The sequence below is a fragment of the Pseudoduganella flava genome (assembly GCF_007830495.1).
Classification (GTDB): domain Bacteria; phylum Pseudomonadota; class Gammaproteobacteria; order Burkholderiales; family Burkholderiaceae_D; genus Rugamonas; species Rugamonas flava.
The window spans coordinates 67436-85214 of sequence record NZ_VLKW01000005.1; the positions used below are offsets into that span (position 1 = coordinate 67436).

Below are 17779 nucleotides of genomic sequence, written 5' to 3' on the forward strand. Positions count from 1 at the left end.
ACGTTCGAGGGCAGGGTGGACAGCAGGGCGGTGGCGGATTTCACGGTCGGTCTCGGGTTGAATCTGCCGGTGATGATATAAAGAAATTATTACAGGTTGATGAAACGACCAAATAAAACACCGTGGGCGGATGCCTCTAACAACACTTATTTGCCGCGCTTCAAGCTATGATCGCCCGGCCTGCTCATGGCAGGTCACCTACAACGACAAGGACACCCATGCACTTCCACCGCGCCACCCTCGCAACCGCCATCGCGCTGCTGGCCGCCACCAGCGGCTACGCCATCGGACAGACTTGTGCCCCCGGCACGCCGCCGACGTATCCCGTGACAAAGAAAGTGGATCAGCGCGACGACTACCACGGCACCACGATCGCCGATCCGTACCGCTGGCTGGAAGACGCCAACAGCGCCGAAACGCAAGCGTGGGTGACCGAGCAGAACCGCCTGACGCAAAGCTACCTGGCGCAGATCCCCGAGCGCGCCGCGATCCGCCAGCGCCTGACGCAGCTGTGGAACTACGAGCGCTACTCGGTGCCGTTCAAGGAAGGCGGCCGCTACTTCTACAGCCGCAACGACGGCTTGCAGAACCAGGCCGTGCTGTACACATTGAAGACGCTGGACAGCGAACCGCGCCTGCTGCTCGACCCGAACACGCTGGCCGCCGACGGCACCGTCGCGCTGGCCGGCACGGCCGTCAGCCCGGACGGCAAGTACCTGGCGTACAGCACCGCCGCATCCGGCTCGGACTGGAACGAGATCCGTGTGCGCCACATCGACAGCGGCAAGGACACGCAAGACCACATCAAGTGGGTCAAGTTCTCGCAAACGGCCTGGGCGCATGACGGTTCGGGCTTCTACTACAGCCGCTACGACGAACCGACCGAGGCTACGAAACTGGCGAGCGTGAACTACTTCCAGAAGCTGTACTTCCACAAACTGGGCACGCCGCAGGACAAGGACGTGCTGGTGTACCACCGCCCGGACCGGAAGGAATGGGGCTTCGCCGCCGAGGTGACGGACGACGGGCGCTACCTCGTCATCAGCTCGTCCCAGGGCACCGATCCGAAGAACCGCGTGTTCATCAAGGACTTGAAACGCAAGGATGCGCCCGTGACGGGCCTGCTCGAAGCGTTCGACGCATCCTACAGCTTCATCGACAACGTCGGCCAGGTGTTCTACTTCGTCACCGACAAGAACGCGCCGCGCTCGCGCATCGTCGCGATCGACGTGGCGACGAAGGCGTGGCGCGAGATCGTGCCGGAAGCGGCGCAGACGCTGACCGGTGCGAACATCGTCAACGGCCAACTGGTGGCCGAATACCTGACGGATGCGCACAGCGCCGTCAAGATGTTCGACCTGCAGGGCAAGCCGCTGCATGACATGACGTTGCCGGGCATCGGCTCGGCGGTCGGCTTCGGCGGCAAGCGGGGCGACACGGAAACGTTCTACTCGTACACGAGCTTCACGACGCCGACCACGATCTACCGCTACGACCTGAAGACGGGCAGGAGCACGGTGTACCGCCAGCCGAAGGTCGACTTCGACCCGGACGCGTTCGAGACGCGCCAGGAATTCTTCACCAGCAAGGACGGCACCCGCGTGCCGATGTTCATCGTCGCGAAGAAGGGCATGCGGCGCGACGGCAGCAATCCTACTTACCTGTATGGCTACGGCGGTTTCAACGTATCGCTGACGCCGTCGTTCTCCGTGGCCAACCTGGCCTGGGTCGAGATGGGCGGCGTGTATGTGATGGCCAACCTGCGCGGCGGCGGCGAATACGGCGAGGCGTGGCACCAGGCCGGCACGAAGCTGCGCAAGCAGAACGTGTTCGACGACTTCATCGGCGCCGCCGAATGGCTGATCGCGCAGAAGGTGACGTCGCCGGCCAAGCTGGCGATCGGCGGCGGCAGCAATGGCGGCCTGCTGGTCGGCGCGGCGCTGACGCAGCGGCCGGACCTGTACGCGGCGGCGCTGCCGGCGGTGGGCGTGATGGACATGCTGCGCTTCCACAAGTTCACGATCGGCTGGGCATGGACGTCGGACTATGGCTCGTCCGACAATCCCGACGAATTCAAGGCGCTGGTGCGCTATTCGCCGCTGCACAACCTGAAGCCGGGCACCTGCTATCCGGCCACGATGGTGACGACGGCCGACCATGACGACCGCGTCGTGCCGGCGCACAGCTTCAAGTTCGCGGCGGCCGCCCAGGCCGCCCAGGCCGGCCCGGCCCCGATCCTGATCCGCATCGACACGAAGGCGGGCCATGGCGCCGGCAAGCCGACGTCGAAGCAGATCGAGGAAGTGGCCGACCGCTGGGGCTTCCTGTCCAGGAACCTGGGCATGCAGCCGATGGCCACGGCCGCCGCTGGGGCGGCCGCGCAGGGCGGCGCGCAGTAGCGGCACCGTCGACGCAGGGAAGGGCGCTTCGGCGCCCTTTTTTTTTGCTTTACGTTTGCATAGTGCAAATGGTGCAACGCCGCAATTGTTGCGCCACGCACAAGCATCCCGTGCTACCATCGTCCGTCAAACCGACTTCCCCGAGCAATCATGAGCCTCACGACCGGTAACAATTCGATCGACTCCCTTGTCTACAGCAGCTGGAACGCGACGGCGGGCATACCTGTTTCGCTGACATACAGCTTCCTCACGCGTGTGCCGTCCAACGCTTCGGATGACGACGCGGGCGGCTTCCGGGCGATGACGGCGACCCAGCAGGCCGCCGTACGCGACGCGCTGGCCGAATGGGCCGCCGTCGCGAACATCACCTTCACGGAAGTATCGGCGAACTCCGGCAATCTGCAGTTCGGCACCAACACGCAATCGGACAGCAGCGCCTACGCCTACCTGCCCGAGACCGGCGTGCGCAGCGTGACGATGTACCTGAACAATACGTCGAGCAGCAATACGGTCTTCACGGCCGGCACCTACGGTCCGACCGTGCTGGTGCACGAGATCGGCCACATGCTGGGCTTGAAGCATCCTGGAGACTACGATTCGACCGGCTCGGAGCTCGGCGGTCCGTACCTGCCGGCGGCAACGGATAACGGCGACTACACGCAGATGTCGTACAACGATCCGACCAGCTATGCGATCAACCGGACGTTCATGACGACGCCGATGCTGTACGACATCCAGGCAATCCAGTACCTGTATGGCGCCAACATGAGCTACCACGCGGGCAATGACGCCTATACATTCACCAACAACATTGCCCCCGAGTGCATCTGGGATGCGGGTGGAGCCGATACGCTGGACTTCTCCGCGTGCACGAGCGCGACGATCATCAATCTGAACGCCGGCACGTTCAGCGAAACCGCCAGCGGCTTGCACAACATCTCCATCGCCTACAACGTGACGATCGAGAGCGCGATCGCCGGATCGGGCGGGTCGACGATTTATGCCAACGCAGCCGGCAATACGCTGACGGGCGGTGCCGGCACCGACATCTTCTACGAGGGCGCCGGCAGCGATACGATTTCGGGCGCGGGCGGCCAGGATACTGTCGTTTTCACGCACGCCTTTGCGAGCTACGGGATCAACCGTGCGGGCGATACCGTGACGGTGACCGGCGACGGTATCGACAGTCTGAACGGCGTGGAGTACCTGCGGTTCAGTGACACCCTGGTAGCGGTGCGGGATCTGCCGAGCAGCGCGTTCCTGAACGGCACCGATGGTGCCGACCGCGTTGTCGCTCCCGCGGGCAACGTCAGCATCGACAGCGGTGCCGGTCTCGACACCGTGCAGTATGTCGGTGTACGTAACGCCTACACGGTTACCGCCGCCAGCGACGGTTTCGTCGTCACGAGCGCCGCGGGTGAGACGGGACATCTGCGCAATGTCGAGCGCGTGCAGTTCGCCGACGCGGCGGTGGCACTGGACGTGTATGGCGTACCCGGCCAGATCTATCGGCTGTACGCGGCCGCGTTGGATCGCGCGCCGGACCAGCCCGGCATCGGCACCTGGATCAAACTGATGGACGCGGGAGAAAGCCTGGCCTCCGTGGCCCAGAAATTCACGACGAGTGATGAGTTCTCGCGGCTGTATGGCCAACTCGACAATGGGCACTTCATCGCGCAGCTGTACCAGAATGCGCTGGGGCGGACCTATGACATTGACGGGTTCAACCACTGGATGGCGCTGCTCGACAGTGGCATGACCCGCGGCGAGATCGTAGTCGGCTTCTCGGAATCGAACGAGCTCAAGGCGCAGCTGATCGGCGTGATGCAGAACGGCATCGACTACATTCCGGCGAGCTGATCACAGCGCCTCTTGCGGCTCCCGCGTCAGGCTGATGCGGTTGCGGCCCATGTGCTTGGCGCGGTACAGCGCCGCGTCGGCAGTGGCGAGCAGCTGTGACGGGTCGTTGTCCGGCGCTGCCAGCGCCGTCGCCGCGCCGATGCTGACGGTGACGAATTGCTTCGCCGTGCCCAGGTTCGGCAGGTGCAGCTGCTCGACGCGGCAGCGGATCCGCTCCGCGACGATGGCCGCCCCTTTCAGCGATTGGTTCGGCAGGATCACGGCGAACTCCTCGCCGCCGTAGCGGGCCACCAGGTCGTTCGCACGCATTTCCTTGGCCACGGCACCGGCGATGCGCTGCAGGCACTCGTCGCCGCCCACGTGGCCGTAGGCATCGTTGTACTGCTTGAAATTGTCCACGTCGACCATCAGCAGCGACAGCGGCTGCTGCTGGCGCAGCGCGCGCTGCCACTCGGCGTGCAGCGTGTCGTCGAAGCAGCGGCGGTTCGCCAGGCCCGTCAAGCCGTCGCGCGTGGCCAGCTGCTCCAGGGAGATTTGCGCCTGCTTCTCGTCCGTCATGTCGCGCAGCGTCTCGACGACGGCGACGAGGCGGCCATGCGCATCGCAGATCGGGCTGACGTCGACGGCCAGGTAGCGGCGCCGCCCCGCGCGCGGCATGTCGCACCAGCTTTCCGCGTTCACGTGCCGCGGCTCGTCGCACGGCTTGCCGTGGGCTTCGTACAACGACGGCAGCTCGTCGGTACGTTGCTGCACGACGAGGTCGGCCAAGGTGGGGCGCGGCGACTGGTAAAAGCATTGCCACGCATCGCAGGTGCCCAGTACTTCGTAGCCTGCCACGCCCGTCAGGCGTTCGCAGGCGCGATTCCACAGGATCACGCGGCCGCGCGCATCGACGACGAAAGCGGGAATCACGAGCAGTTCCAGCAGCTTGAACGCGTAGGCTTGCGCGGCATCGGCATGGGGGAAATCCATCAAGGGTTGCACTTTCTGGGAACTGTTCATTTGACGAGCCTGCGTGTTGTTAACTACGAGTTGCATTGCGCGGAATCCAAATTGTGCATTGCACGATCCACTGCGCGTTTGATCAATCACAAAGTTCAGCTTGATAGCACTCAGCCGTGCGCGGGTGCCCGGCAGGCAGGGCGACGTGCATCGTCGTCCCCTGGCCGGGCTGGCTGTCGAGCGTCAGCTGGCCGCCGGCCGCCTTGACGCGGTCGGCGATGCCGGACAGGCCGTGGCCCTGGCATTCGCAGCCGGGCGGCAGGCCGACACCGTTGTCGCGCACCGTCAACAGCAGCGTGTCGACACCGCGCCCGAGCGCCACGTGCACCTCGCTGGCGCAGGCGTGGCGCAGCACGTTCGACAGCGCTTCCTGCAGGATGCGGAACAGCGCCGTCTCGGCCGCGGCAAACGCGTCGCGGTCGGCCCGGCGGCGCGGCGCGGGCGCGGCGATACCCGCCGCGTCGGGCGCTTCCGTCTCCAGGTGGCAGCGGATGCCGGAGATGCGCGCGAATTCGTCGAGCTGGCGCTGCACGGCCAGGCGCAGCCCCTGTTCCAATGCGGCGGCGCTCCGCCTCGCGCGCGCCGCGCTGCTGGTCCGCCATGCGGGCCAGCATGCCGTGGCTGTCGCGCAGCGCACGCTCGGCGGTGGTGCGTAGCGCCTGTTCGGCAACGAGCTGGCGGCGCAGGCCGGCGCAGCGTTGCAACAGCAGCGCATGGCGCCACCACAGCACGCCGCCGAGCACGGCGAACAGGGCCGCCAGGCTCGCAAACAGGGCGACGTCGCCGTCGGCCCAGTCCAGCGTGGGATGAGCGGGCAGGGCGGCGGCGCCCGGGGCCGCCAGAGCAAGCAGCCAACCCGGCGCGTGCGAGAGATTTGCCCAGCGTTTCATCGTGTTGCCCTTGATCATCTGTACGAGACGACCTTAACTGAACAGTACCGGCGCGGCCTTGCGCCAAATCAATCGCGGGCCGGCGCGCGGCGGGTGTTGCAATAGCTTATAATTGAGGGTTACCCTTTTGTCCGCGAGCCATTTGTGCTACAGCGGCCGCTTCAGGATTCATAGTGACTTACAGTATCAAGGAAATTTTCTATACGCTGCAGGGCGAAGGCGCCCATGCCGGCCGGCCCGCGGTGTTCTGCCGTTTTTCCGGCTGCAATCTGTGGACGGGCCGCGAAAGCGACCGCGCCACGGCGACCTGCCAGTTCTGCGACACGGATTTCGTCGGCACCGATGGCGAGCGGGGTGGCAAATTCGCCACGGCCGATGCACTCGTGGCCGTCATCGACAGCCTGTGGCCCGCCACCTACCCGGCCAGCAAGTACGTCGTGTTCACCGGCGGCGAGCCGCTGTTGCAGCTCGATGCGCCGCTGATCGATGCGATGCACGCGGCCGGGTTCACGATCGCCATCGAAACGAACGGTACGCTGCCGGTGCCGCCGGGCGTCGACTGGATCTGCGTCAGCCCGAAGGTCGGCTCCCAGCTGGTCGTCGAGCGCGGCAACGAAATCAAGGTCGTGATCCCGCAGGCCAACCAGGAGCTGGCGGCCTACGAACACCTCGACTTCGAGAATTTCTTCGTGCAGCCGATGGACGGGCCGCTGGCCGCGTTCAATACGACGCTGGCGATCGAGACGTGCAAGCGCAATCCGAAATGGAAGCTGTCGCTGCAAACCCATAAACTGCTGAACATTCCTTGATATCACCCGTATGCTGACGATTACCCGCAAGCTCGAATTCGATGCCGGCCACCGCATTCCCGACCACAAGAGCCAGTGCCGCAACCTGCACGGCCACCGCTACACGCTGGAGATCACGCTGACCGGCCAGGTCATCGCCGCGGAAGGCAATTCCGACAACGGCATGATCATGGACTTCTCCGACGTCAAGGCGCTCGCGAAAGAGCACCTCGTCGACGTGTGGGACCATGCGTTCCTCGTGTACGAGAAGGACACGGCCGTGAAGGAGTTCCTCGCGTCGCTGCCGAACCACAAGACCGTCGTCATCGACCGCATCCCGACCGTTGAAAACCTCGCCGCCGTCGCGTTCGACATCCTGAAGGCCGCCTACAAGGACCGCTACGGCACCGGCCTGAAGCTGCACAAGCTTGTGCTGCACGAGACGCCGAACTGCTGGGCCGAGATCACCGACAACTGACAGCGCGATGACCGACGAACAGCACAGTCACATGCTGGCCGCGCTGGCCGAGGCGCAGCGCGCCTGGGACCTGGGCGAGGTGCCGGTCGGCGCCGTCGTCGTCAAGGACGGTGTCGTCATCGCGCGCGGCTTCAACCAGCCGATCGCCGGCCATGACCCGACGGCCCATGCGGAGATCGTCGCGCTGCGCGCGGCCGCCCAGGCGCTCGGCAATTACCGGCTGCCGGGCTGCGAGCTGTACGTGACCCTGGAGCCGTGCGTGATGTGCTCCGGCGCGATGATGCATGCGCGGCTGGCGAAGGTGGTGTACGGTGCGCGCGATCCGAAGACGGGCGCCTGTGGCTCCGTCGTGGACCTGTTCGCGTCGGACCAGCTGAACCACCACACCGAGGCGGTGGGCGGCGTGCTGGAAGAGGAGTGCGGCAACCTGCTGAAGGCGTTCTTTGCGCACCGGCGCGCGGCGGCGAAGGCGGCGCGGGACGAACGGGAGAAGGCAGCCATCGTCGCGGCGCGCCTTGCTGGCGGGCCGGCCCACGGTTAAGATGGCCGCGCCTTTCACTCTCCGGACACGACCTTGAAGAACATCGGAATCGCGATCGCCGCCCCCGGCGGTTATGCCCTCGACGACGACGCCGTGGCACGCGGCATCGCCCGGCTGGAACAGCAGGGCTGCACGGTGCACAATTACTACGACCCGGCGCAGAAACACCTGCGCTTCGGCGGCACCGATGCGGGCCGTCTGGCCCAGCTGGAGGCGGCGGCCCGCGATCCGGACGTGCAGGTGGTCATCGCCCTGCGCGGCCAGTACGGCATCTCGCGCATCCTGCCCCGCATCGACTTTCGCCTGATGGCCGACAGCGGCAAGCTGTTCGTCGGCTACAGCGACGTCACGGCATTCCACATGGGGCTGATGGCGGCGACCGGCCGCAAGAGCTTTGCCGGCCCGATGATCTGCGACGATTTCATCCGCGACGAACCGGTCGACTATACGCTGGACCAGTTCCGGGATTGCCTGCGCGGCCCCACGCACCATGTGCGCGGCACGGCCGAAGGCAATCCGCGCGTCGACGTCGAAGGCCGGCTGTGGGGCGGCAATCTCGCAATGCTGACGCACCTCGCCGGTACGCCGTACTTCGCGCGCATCCCCAACGGCATCGTGTTCATCGAGGACATCAACGAGCACCCGTACCGCGTCGAGCGGATGGTGCTGCAGCTGCTGTATTCCGGTGCCCTCGAGGGGCAGCGCGCGCTCGTGCTGGGGGACTTCTCCGGCTACCGGCTGGCGCCGTTCGACAACGGCTACGATTTCGATGCGATGCTCGCGTACCTGCGCGAGACGCTGCCGATCCCCGTGCTGACGGGGCTCCCGTTCGGCCACGTCAAGCACCGCTGCACGTTGCCGTTCGGCGGCCTGGCTCACCTGGTATCGGACGAGACGGGCTTCGACCTGACGGTTACCGACTACCCGACGCTGGCGCGGCCCGACCTGTAGTCTGCCGGGCCGTGCCGGCACGGTATGAAAATGGTAAAATACCCGGTTCATTGAATCTCGTCGCGGATCGATCCGCGACCATCTGCGACAAGCGTTATTTAAGGGCTCATCAGTGCTATCCACCGCAAACATCACCATGCAATTCGGCGCCAAGCCGCTGTTCGAGAACATCTCCGTCAAGTTTGGCGACGGCAACCGCTACGGCCTGATCGGCGCGAACGGCTGCGGCAAGTCCACCTTCATGAAGATCCTCGGCGGCGACCTGGAACCGTCGGCCGGTAACGTGTCGCTCGACGTGAACGAGCGCCTGGGCAAGCTGCGCCAGGACCAGTTCGCGTACGAGGAGATGCGCGTGCTGGACGTCGTGATGATGGGCCACACGGAAATGTGGGCCGCGATGCAGGAACGCGACGCGATCTACGCGAACCCGGAAGCGACGGACGACGACTACATGAAGGCCGCCGAACTGGAAGGCAAAGTGGCCGAGTACGACGGCTACACGGCCGAGGCGCGCGCCGGCGAACTGCTGCTGGGCGCTGGCGTCGAGATCGACCTGCACCAGGGCCCGATGAGCAACGTCGCTCCCGGCTGGAAGCTGCGCGTGCTGCTGGCCCAGGCGCTGTTCTCGAATCCGGACATCCTGCTACTCGACGAGCCGACCAACAACCTGGACATCCACACGATCCGCTGGCTCGAGGACGTGCTGAACCAGCGTAACTCGACGATGATCATCATCTCCCACGATCGTCACTTCCTGAATCAGGTCTGCACGCACATCGCCGACATGGACTACGGCACGCTGAAGATCTACCCGGGCACCTACGACGACTACATGCTGGCATCGACGCAGGCGCGCAACCAGCAGATGGCGAACAACGCGAAGGCGAAGGAAAAGGTCGCCGAGCTGCAGGACTTCGTGCGCCGCTTCTCGGCGAATAAATCGAAGGCGCGCCAGGCGACGTCGCGCCTGAAGATGATCGACAAGATCAAGGTCGAGGATATTAAACCTTCCTCGCGTGCCTATCCGTTCGTGCGCTTCGAAGGCGAGAAAAAGCTGCACCGCCTGGCCGTCGAGGTGGATTCGATCTCGAAGACGTTCGACAAGACGCTGTTCAAGAACTTCTCAATCATGGTCGAGGCGGGTGAACGCATCGCGATCATCGGCGCGAACGGCGCCGGTAAAACCACGATGCTCCGCTGCATCGCCGGCGACATGGCCAAGCTGCAGCCCGATACCGGGTTCGTCAAGTGGGCCGAGAACGCCAACGTCGGCTACATGCCGCAGGATCCGACTGAAGACTTCGCGACGGACCTGAACCTGACCGACTGGATGGGCCAGTGGACCAAGGAAGGCGACGACGACCAGGCCGTGCGCTCGATCCTGGGCCGCCTGCTGTTCGGCGGCGACGAGGTGAAGAAGTCCGTGCGCGTGCTGTCCGGCGGTGAAAAGGGCCGCATGATGTACGGTAAGCTGATGCTGGGCCGTCACAACGTGCTGCTGCTGGACGAACCCACCAACCACATGGACATGGAATCGATCGAGTCGCTGAACATCGCGCTGGACAAGTACGCGGGTACGTTGATCTTCGTGTCGCACGACCGTGAGTTCGTGTCGTCGCTGGCGAACCGGATCATCGAGATCAAGGAAAACGAGGTGGTGGACTTCCGCGGCAACTACGAAGAGTACCTGACCAGCCAGGGCATCAACTGATTCGGACAAAGGCAAGCGATGAATACCGTAGCCATCCCCGTCAAGACCGTCGAGTACGAAAAGCCGCTGATCGAGGATAACCAGCAGGGCGGCAGCTGTGTCGCGCACGCGTGGGCGCGCACGCCGGCGCCCGTGGCGGCCGATGAAAAGATCCTGCTGAAGGAGCGCATCCGCACGTTGTTGCGCGAGCGCGAGGCCGTGCTGGTCGCGCATTACTATGTCGATGCGGACCTGCAGGATCTGGCCGAGGAGACGGGCGGTTGCGTGTCCGATTCGCTCGAGATGGCGCGCTTCGGGCGCGATCATCCCGCCAGAACGCTCGTCGTCGCCGGCGTGAAATTCATGGGCGAGACGGCGAAGATCCTGTCGCCGGAAAAAACCATCCTGATGCCGGACCTGGACGCGACCTGTTCGCTGGACCTGGGTTGCCCGCCGGAGGACTTCGCGGCGTTCTGCGACCAGCATCCGGACCGCACCGTCGTCGTCTACGCCAACACCAGCGCGGCCGTGAAGGCGCGCGCCGACTGGATGGTGACGTCGTCGATCGGCCTCGATATCGTCAAGCACCTGCATGAGCAGGGCAAGAAGATCCTGTGGGCCCCCGACAAGCACCTGGGTTCGTACATCCAGAAGCAGACGGGCGCCGACATGCTGCTGTGGCAGGGTTCCTGCCTCGTGCACGACGAATTCAAGGGCATCGAGCTGGACCTGCTGAAGGCCGAGTACCCGGACGCGAAAGTGCTGGTGCACCCGGAGTCGCCCGCCAACGTCGTCGCCCAGGCGGACGTCGTCGGCTCGACGTCGCAGCTGATCGCGGCGGCCGTCAGCCTGCCGGCCACGCGGTTCATCGTCGCCACCGACAACGGCATCCTGCACAAGATGCGGATGGCGGCGCCGGGCAAGACGTTCATCGAAGCGCCGACGGCCGGCAACAGCGCCACCTGCAAGAGCTGCGCGCATTGCCCGTGGATGGCGATGAACGGCTTGCGCAATCTGGTGGACGTGCTGGAAAACCTGGGCAACGAGATCCACGTGGACCCGGCGGTGGGCCGCCAGGCGCAGGTGTCGATCAACCGCATGCTCGACTTCGCGGCCGCGAAGAAGGCCAAGGTGGCGCCCGGCGCCGACCTGGCGCAAGAAGCCCAACTGTTTAACGGAATCGGACCCGCATGAGCACACTGTTGAATCGTTTCGCGCCGTTCGACGAGGCGCTGACCCGCGCCTTTGAAGCGAACCTGCTGGCCGCGCTGCTGGAAGACGTCGGCACCGGCGATCTCACCGGCCAGCTGGTGCCGGAAGCGGGCCGTGTGGTCGCGCGCGTGATCGTGCGCGAGGACGCGGTGCTGTGCGGCGCGCCCTGGTTCGAAGGCATCATGCACGCGCTCGACCCGGCCATCGGCATCGAATGGCACTACGCGGAAGGCGACGTGATGGCGGCCGATACGCCAGTGTGCACGCTGGTCGGCCCGGCCCGCGCGATCCTGACGGGCGAGCGCGCGGCGCTGAACTTCATGCAGCTGCTGTCCGGCGTGGCAACGGCGACGCGCCGCTACGTCGACGCGATCTCCGGCACCAGCGCCGCGATCCTCGACACGCGCAAGACGTTGCCCGGCTTGCGTCTGGCGCAGAAGTACGCGGTACGCGTCGGCGGCGGCCAGAACCAGCGCCTGGCACTGTACGACGGCATCCTGATCAAGGAAAACCACATCGCCGCCGCAGGCGGCATCACGGCCGCGCTGGTCGCCGCGAAGAAGGTCAACGCGAACGTGTCGATCCAGGTCGAGGTGGAGACCTTGGCCGAGCTGGACGAAGCGCTGGCGGCCGGCGCCACGTCGATCCTGCTCGATAACTTCGACCTGGCCATGATGCGCGACGCGGTGCAGGTCAATCGGGGCCGTGCGCTGCTGGAAGCCTCCGGCGGCGTCAATTTCGATACGGTGCGATCGATCGCCGAGACGGGCGTGCACCGCATCTCGATCGGCGCCCTGACGAAGGACGTCAAGGCCACCGACTACTCGCTGCGCATCGTCGAGGGCGCGCTGGGCTGATGTCAGCCGAGCGGTAAACGCATCGGCTGTTCCCGCAGCCCGCTCCTGTTCTCCATCGGAACGGGAGCGCCGTCCTCCTCGAATCCCATTCCTTTGTAGAGCCCATAGGCCGGCGCAAGGCTGGCCGTGACGTCCAGTCGCACTTCGGCCGCGCCGCGCTCGCGCGCCCAGCCGATCGCATACCGCAACAGCGCCTGCGCGACACCGCGCCCGCGCCGCTCCGGTGCCACCCACACCTGATACAGCCACACGGTGCCGCTTTCGTGATTGGCCCACGTGAGGCCGCACGGTTCGCCGTCGACGAGCGCGACGAGCGGCAGGTCAGCCGGCGCCGAGCAGGCTTGCGCGAGCAGGCTGGCCCACGTGTCGTCGGAACGTGCCTGCGCCTGCGCGAGCGTGACGGCGAAGGCATCCGGGGTGTCGGCGAGGGCGGCCAGGCGCAGCGCGCGCCAGGTGCGCCATTCATCGGCCGCGAAGGGCCGGATCGTGATCGTATCCATTGCTACAGGATACGCAACGGGGCGCGAAAACGCTACTGATGAGCTTGCATAGTGCTGCTGAGTTTGTGTCAACGGTGCCTGGCACCAGTGACACAGCCTCAGCAGCAAAAAAAAAGCCACCCGCAGGTGGCCTCCGAAGTGTGCGGCGAACGATCAGTCGGCAGCGTAGATATCGCGGTCCTTCGTCTCGCGGATGAACAGTGCCCCGATGACGAGCGTGGCCAGCGCGACCACGATCGGGTACCACAGGCCGTAGTAGATGTCGCCCTTGAATGCCACCAGTGCGAACACGGTGGTCGGCAGCAGGCCGCCGAACCAGCCGTTGCCGATGTGGTAGGGCAGGGACATCGACGTGTAGCGGATCTTCGTCGGGAACATCTCGACCAGCATCGCGGCGATCGGGCCGTACACCATCGTCACGTACAGCACCAGCACGAACAGGATCAGCACGACCATCGGCTTGTTGATCTGCTCCGGATCGGCCTTGGCCGGATAGCCCGCTTCCTTGATCGCGCCGCCGACCTGCTTCTTGAACGCGGCTTCCTTCTCCTTGCTGGCCGCGTCGAAGTTCAGGTTATCGGCCGTCATCGTGGCATTGAACGACGCGATTTCCTTGTCGCCCACCTTGATCTTTGCGACGGTACCCGCCGGTGCGTCCTGGCGCGTGTAGTTCACGGACGACGCGGTGAGCGCGCCCGTCGCGATGTCGCACGACGACGGGAATTTCTTCTGGCCCGTCGGGTTGAACTGGAAGTGGCACGAGGCCGGGTCGGCGACGACGACGACCGGGGAGTTCTGCAGCGCCGTTTCCAGCTGCGGGTTGCCGTAGTGGGTCAGCGCCTTGAACAGCGGGAAGTACGTCAGCGCGGCCAGCAGGCAGCCGCCCAGGATGATCCATTTGCGGCCGATCTTGTCCGACAGCGCGCCGAAGAAGATGAAGAACGGCGTGGCCAGCAGCAGGGCGACGGCGATCAGGATGTTGGCGGTGGCCGACTCGATCTTCAGCGTCTTCTCCATGAAGAACAGCGCGTAGAACTGGCCCGTGTACCACACGACGGCCTGGCCCATCGTCAGGCCGACCAGCGCCAGGATGACGATCTTCAGGTTGCTCCACTGGCCGAACGCCTCGGACAGCGGCGCCTTCGACGTCTTGCCCTCGGCCTTCATCTTCGCGAACGCGGGCGACTCGTTCATCGACAGGCGGATCCACACGGAGACGCCCAGCAGCAGCACGGAGACGAGGAACGGAATGCGCCAGCCCCAGGCCTGGAACTCGTCCTCGCCGACGGCGACGCGGGTCGCCAGGATCACCAGCAGCGACAGGAACAGGCCCATCGTGGCCGTCGTCTGGATCCACGACGTGAACATGCCACGCTTGCCGTCCGGCGCGTGCTCGGCCACGTAGGTGGCGGCACCGCCGTACTCGCCGCCCAGCGCCAGGCCCTGCAGGATGCGCAGGGTGACGAGGATGATCGGTGCCGCGATGCCGATCGACGTGTGGCCGGGCAGCAGGCCGACGATGAACGTCGACATGCCCATGATCAGGATCGTCACGAGGAACGTGTACTTCCGGCCGATCATGTCGCCCAGGCGGCCGAACACGACGGCGCCGAACGGACGGACGATGAAGCCGGCCGCGAACGCCAGCAGCGCGAAGATGAAGGTGGTGGTGGGGTCGCCGATGAAGAACTGCTTGGCGATGATCGATGCGAGCGAGCCGTACAGGTAGAAGTCGTACCATTCGAACACGGTGCCGAGCGACGAGGCGAAGATGACTTTCTTCTCCTCGGCCGTCATCGGCGTCGACTTCCCCTTGCCCCCCAGGTTCCGCGGGTCCGCGGTGCCAGATGTGATAGCCATGATGTTGTCTCCAATTATTGGTTGTGCCGTGCCGGTGTATCCCGGTTATTGTGTAGGCCCGACCCACTCTGCGCGCCGAACCTTACATCATTCTTGCTTGAAACTTACGCGAAGCTTACAGATGAGCACCCGGCACCGGGTGCGCCGGCGCCTGCCCGTGTGCTATCCTGCGGCGCTTGGCAATCTGGTAAAGGAAGCAATGTGATCAAGCACATCGTGATGTGGAAGCTGAAGGATGCGGCCGAAGGCGCCGACCGTGCGACGAACGCCCGCAAGATGAAGGAACTGCTGGACGCCTGCAACGGCATCGTGCCGGGCATGGGCAAGTTCGAAGTGGCGCTGGCGCAGCCGGGCCTGGAAGCGACGTACGACGTCGTGCTGTATTCCGAGTTCGCCGACAAGGCCGCGCTGGACGGCTATCTCGAGCATCCGCAGCACCAGGCGCTGAAACCGTTCTTTGCCGCCGTGCGCGACGAGCGCCAGTGCATGGACTACGAGGTGTGACGTGGCGACCGTCCAGGATCTCTTCAGCCTGCGGGGCAAGACGGCCCTCGTGACGGGCGGCTCGCGCGGCCTCGGCCTGCAGATGGCGACGGCGCTGGGCGAGCAGGGCGCCACCGTCGTGGTCAGCGCGCGCAAGCAGCACGAACTCGACGAAGCCGTGGCCCACCTGGCCGCGCGTGGCATCACGGCCTACGCGCTGGCCGCCGACATGGCCGATCCGGCCGCGGTGGAAGCGCTGGCCGCAGGCGCGATCGACAAGCTGGGGCACATCGACATCCTGGTGAACAATGCGGGCGCCAGCTGGGCCGCGCCGGCCGAGGATTTGCCGCTGGAAGCGTGGGAAAAGGTGATGAATCTGAACGTGCGCGGCGTGTTCCTGCTGTCGCAGGCGGTGGGACGGCTGTCGATGATTCCGCGCCGCGCCGGGAGGATCATCAATATCGCATCGATCGCCGGCCTGGCCGGCAATCCGCCGGGAACGATGAAGACGCTCGTCTACAACACGTCGAAGGGCGCGATCGTCAACTTCACGCGCGCGCTGGCGGGCGAGTGGGGCGAATACGGCATCAACGTCAATGCGATCGCGCCGGGCTTCTTCCCGTCGAAGATGACGCACGGCGTGCTGGGCCAGATGGGCGACACGCTGGCCGCCGCGGCGCCGCTGGGCCGGCTCGGCGGCGACGAGGATTTGAAAGGCGCGTGCGTGCTGTTCGCGTCGGAGGCGGGACGCCACATCACGGGCCAGATCCTGGCCGTCGACGGCGGCGTATCGGCGGTGTAAGAAAGCGGAAGGAGAATCGATGAGTACGGAATCGAAGAGTCACTACCAGCGCATCGTGCTGGCATCGCGTCCGCGCGGCCAGGTCGTGCCGGACAATTTCAGGATCGAGACGGCCGACGTGCCGGAACTGGCGGAAGGCCAGCTGCTGATCCGCAACCACTACCTGTCGCTGGACCCGTACATGCGGGGGCGGATGAGCGAAGCGAAGAGCTATGCCGCGTCGCAGCCGCTGGACGAGACGATGATCGGCGGGACCGTCGGCGAGGTGGTGGCGTCGCGCCATCCGAAGTATGCGCAGGGCGACTTCGTCGCCGCGATGGGCGGCTGGTCCGAGATGGCCGTGTCGGACGGCAGCGGCCTGCGCAAGCTCGATACGGCGGCGATCCCGCTGTCCGCGTATCTCGGCGCCGTCGGCATGCCGGGCATGACGGCCTGGTACGGTTTGAACCGCATCCTGCGCCTCGAACCTGGGCAGACGGTGTGCGTGTCCGCGGCCAGCGGCGCGGTGGGCTGCGCGGTCGGCCAGCTGGCCAAGCTGCGCGGCTGCCGGGCCATCGGCATCGCCGGCGGCCAGGAGAAATGCGATTACGTCGTGCGCGAACTGGGCTTCGACGCGTGCATCGACTACAAGGCGGGCAACCTGAAGGAAGACCTGAAGGCCGCGGCGCCGGACGGCATCGACGGCATCTTTGAAAACGTCGGCGGCGAAGTGTTCGATGCCGCGCTGGCGCGCACCAATGCGTTTGCCCGCGTCGCGCTGTGCGGCATGATCGCCGGCTACAGCGGCGAAGAGATCCCGCTGCGCAATGTACGTGTGCTGTTGACGAACCGGATCTCGCTGACGGGCTTCATCGTCACCGAGCACCTCGATTGCTGGCCGGAGGGACTGGCGGAACTGGGCAAGCTGGTGGCGACGGGCCAGCTGAAATACCGCGAGACGGTGGCGCAAGGCCTGGCCGCGGCGCCGGAAGCGTTCATCGGCCTGCTCCAGGGCCGCAACTTCGGCAAGCAACTCGTGAAACTGGTGTGAGCATGGCGATCCAGCAGATTCGTTACGGCGACTGGAGCACGCTGCGTGCCGACGCACAAGCTGTCCGTCTCGAGGTCTTCGTGCAGGAGCAGGGCGTGCCCGCCGAACTGGAGATGGACGATAACGACGCCGCCTGCCTGCATGCCGTCGCGTACGACGCGGCCGGTATCCCTGTCGGTACCGGCCGGCTGCTGCCCGATGGGCACATCGGCCGCATGGCCGTGCTCAAGCGCGTGCGCGGCACCGGCATCGGCAGCGCGCTGCTGCGCGGGCTGATGGACCAGGCGCGCGCCCGAGGCCATGCCGAGGTCGTGCTGTCCGCGCAGACGCATGCCGCGCCGTTCTACCTGGCGCACGGCTTCGTCGTGGCCGGCGACGAGTTCCACGAAGCCGGCATTCCCCACGTCGACATGCGCCACGCGTTCTAGGTACCGGC

Annotated in this window: 17 protein-coding genes; 13 read left to right on the top strand and 4 right to left on the bottom strand. The window is 65.6% G+C overall.

Annotated elements, in window-relative coordinates; all coding sequences use genetic code 11:
- Positions 1-218 precede the first annotated feature (218 nt).
- Both IP92_RS14305 and IP92_RS14310 read left to right on the top strand, forming a co-directional pair.
- Positions 219-2399 (top strand): prolyl oligopeptidase family serine peptidase, encoded by a 2181-nt coding sequence (locus IP92_RS14305; protein ID WP_145876020.1) that lies wholly within the window; start codon positions 219-221, stop codon positions 2397-2399.
- A gap of 150 nt (positions 2400-2549) precedes the next feature.
- Positions 2550-4259 (top strand): DUF4214 domain-containing protein, encoded by a 1710-nt coding sequence (locus IP92_RS14310; RefSeq protein WP_229418775.1) that lies wholly within the window; start codon positions 2550-2552, stop codon positions 4257-4259.
- Here the strand turns inward: IP92_RS14310 and IP92_RS14315 are convergent, their stop codons facing one another.
- Both IP92_RS14315 and IP92_RS14320 read right to left on the bottom strand, forming a co-directional pair.
- Positions 4260-5261 (bottom strand): sensor domain-containing diguanylate cyclase, encoded by a 1002-nt coding sequence (locus IP92_RS14315; protein WP_229418776.1) that lies wholly within the window; start codon positions 5259-5261, stop codon positions 4260-4262. It lies immediately after the preceding gene.
- 82 nt (positions 5262-5343) lie between these two features.
- On the bottom strand, positions 5344-5817 hold the full coding sequence (locus IP92_RS14320; protein ID WP_158206637.1) for a sensor histidine kinase: 474 nt from the start codon (positions 5815-5817) through the stop codon (positions 5344-5346).
- Between the two features lie 507 nt (positions 5818-6324).
- On the opposite strand from IP92_RS14320, the gene queE reads away from it, so the two are divergent.
- From queE to nadC, 7 genes are all read left to right on the top strand, one after another.
- Positions 6325-6960: a 7-carboxy-7-deazaguanine synthase gene (gene queE, locus IP92_RS14325; RefSeq protein ID WP_145876026.1), complete on the top strand. Its 636-nt coding sequence runs from the start codon at positions 6325-6327 to the stop codon at positions 6958-6960.
- A gap of 10 nt (positions 6961-6970) precedes the next feature.
- Entirely contained in the window at positions 6971-7417 is a 447-nt protein-coding gene (gene queD / locus IP92_RS14330; protein ID WP_145876028.1) for a 6-carboxytetrahydropterin synthase QueD, read from the top strand.
- Between the two features lie 7 nt (positions 7418-7424).
- Entirely contained in the window at positions 7425-7958 is a 534-nt protein-coding gene (gene tadA / locus IP92_RS14335; protein WP_145876031.1) for a tRNA adenosine(34) deaminase TadA, read from the top strand.
- Positions 7959-7991: 33 nt separating this feature from the next.
- The gene (gene ldcA / locus IP92_RS14340) at positions 7992-8909 is read left to right on the top strand and encodes a muramoyltetrapeptide carboxypeptidase (RefSeq protein WP_145876033.1); all 918 of its coding nucleotides are present in this window, start codon (positions 7992-7994) and stop codon (positions 8907-8909) included.
- A 112-nt stretch (positions 8910-9021) separates the two neighbouring features.
- Positions 9022-10620: an ABC-F family ATPase gene (locus IP92_RS14345; RefSeq protein ID WP_145876035.1), complete on the top strand. Its 1599-nt coding sequence runs from the start codon at positions 9022-9024 to the stop codon at positions 10618-10620.
- Between the two features lie 18 nt (positions 10621-10638).
- Entirely contained in the window at positions 10639-11793 is a 1155-nt protein-coding gene (gene nadA / locus IP92_RS14350; RefSeq protein ID WP_145876037.1) for a quinolinate synthase NadA, read from the top strand.
- On the top strand, positions 11790-12668 hold the full coding sequence (gene nadC, locus IP92_RS14355) for a carboxylating nicotinate-nucleotide diphosphorylase (RefSeq protein WP_145876039.1): 879 nt from the start codon (positions 11790-11792) through the stop codon (positions 12666-12668). The genes nadA and nadC overlap by 4 nt, the downstream gene beginning before the upstream one ends.
- A 2-nt stretch (positions 12669-12670) precedes the next feature.
- Here nadC and IP92_RS14360 read toward each other — a convergent pair whose 3' ends face one another.
- Together IP92_RS14360 and IP92_RS14365 are read right to left on the bottom strand one after the other, a co-directional pair.
- On the bottom strand, positions 12671-13168 hold the full coding sequence (locus IP92_RS14360) for a GNAT family N-acetyltransferase (protein ID WP_145876042.1): 498 nt from the start codon (positions 13166-13168) through the stop codon (positions 12671-12673).
- 153 nt (positions 13169-13321) lie between these two features.
- On the bottom strand, positions 13322-15028 hold the full coding sequence (locus IP92_RS14365; protein ID WP_145876044.1) for an MFS transporter: 1707 nt from the start codon (positions 15026-15028) through the stop codon (positions 13322-13324).
- Positions 15029-15229: 201 nt separating this feature from the next.
- Here IP92_RS14365 and IP92_RS14370 point away from each other — a divergent pair, with 201 nt between their 5' ends.
- Genes IP92_RS14370 through IP92_RS14385 form a run of 4 tightly spaced genes read left to right on the top strand, consistent with a single transcriptional unit; the run spans position 15230 to position 17771 of the window.
- Positions 15230-15532, top strand: coding sequence for a Dabb family protein (locus IP92_RS14370; RefSeq protein ID WP_145876046.1), 303 nt, complete (start codon positions 15230-15232; stop codon positions 15530-15532).
- Position 15533: 1 nt separating this feature from the next.
- Positions 15534-16313, top strand: a complete 780-nt coding sequence (locus IP92_RS14375) for an SDR family oxidoreductase (RefSeq protein ID WP_145876048.1) — start codon at positions 15534-15536, stop codon at positions 16311-16313.
- Between the two features lie 19 nt (positions 16314-16332).
- Positions 16333-17343: an NADP-dependent oxidoreductase gene (locus tag IP92_RS14380; protein ID WP_145876050.1), complete on the top strand. Its 1011-nt coding sequence runs from the start codon at positions 16333-16335 to the stop codon at positions 17341-17343.
- Positions 17344-17345: 2 nt separating this feature from the next.
- Positions 17346-17771 (top strand): GNAT family N-acetyltransferase, encoded by a 426-nt coding sequence (locus tag IP92_RS14385; RefSeq protein WP_145876052.1) that lies wholly within the window; start codon positions 17346-17348, stop codon positions 17769-17771.
- The last annotated feature ends 8 nt before the right edge of the window (positions 17772-17779 follow it).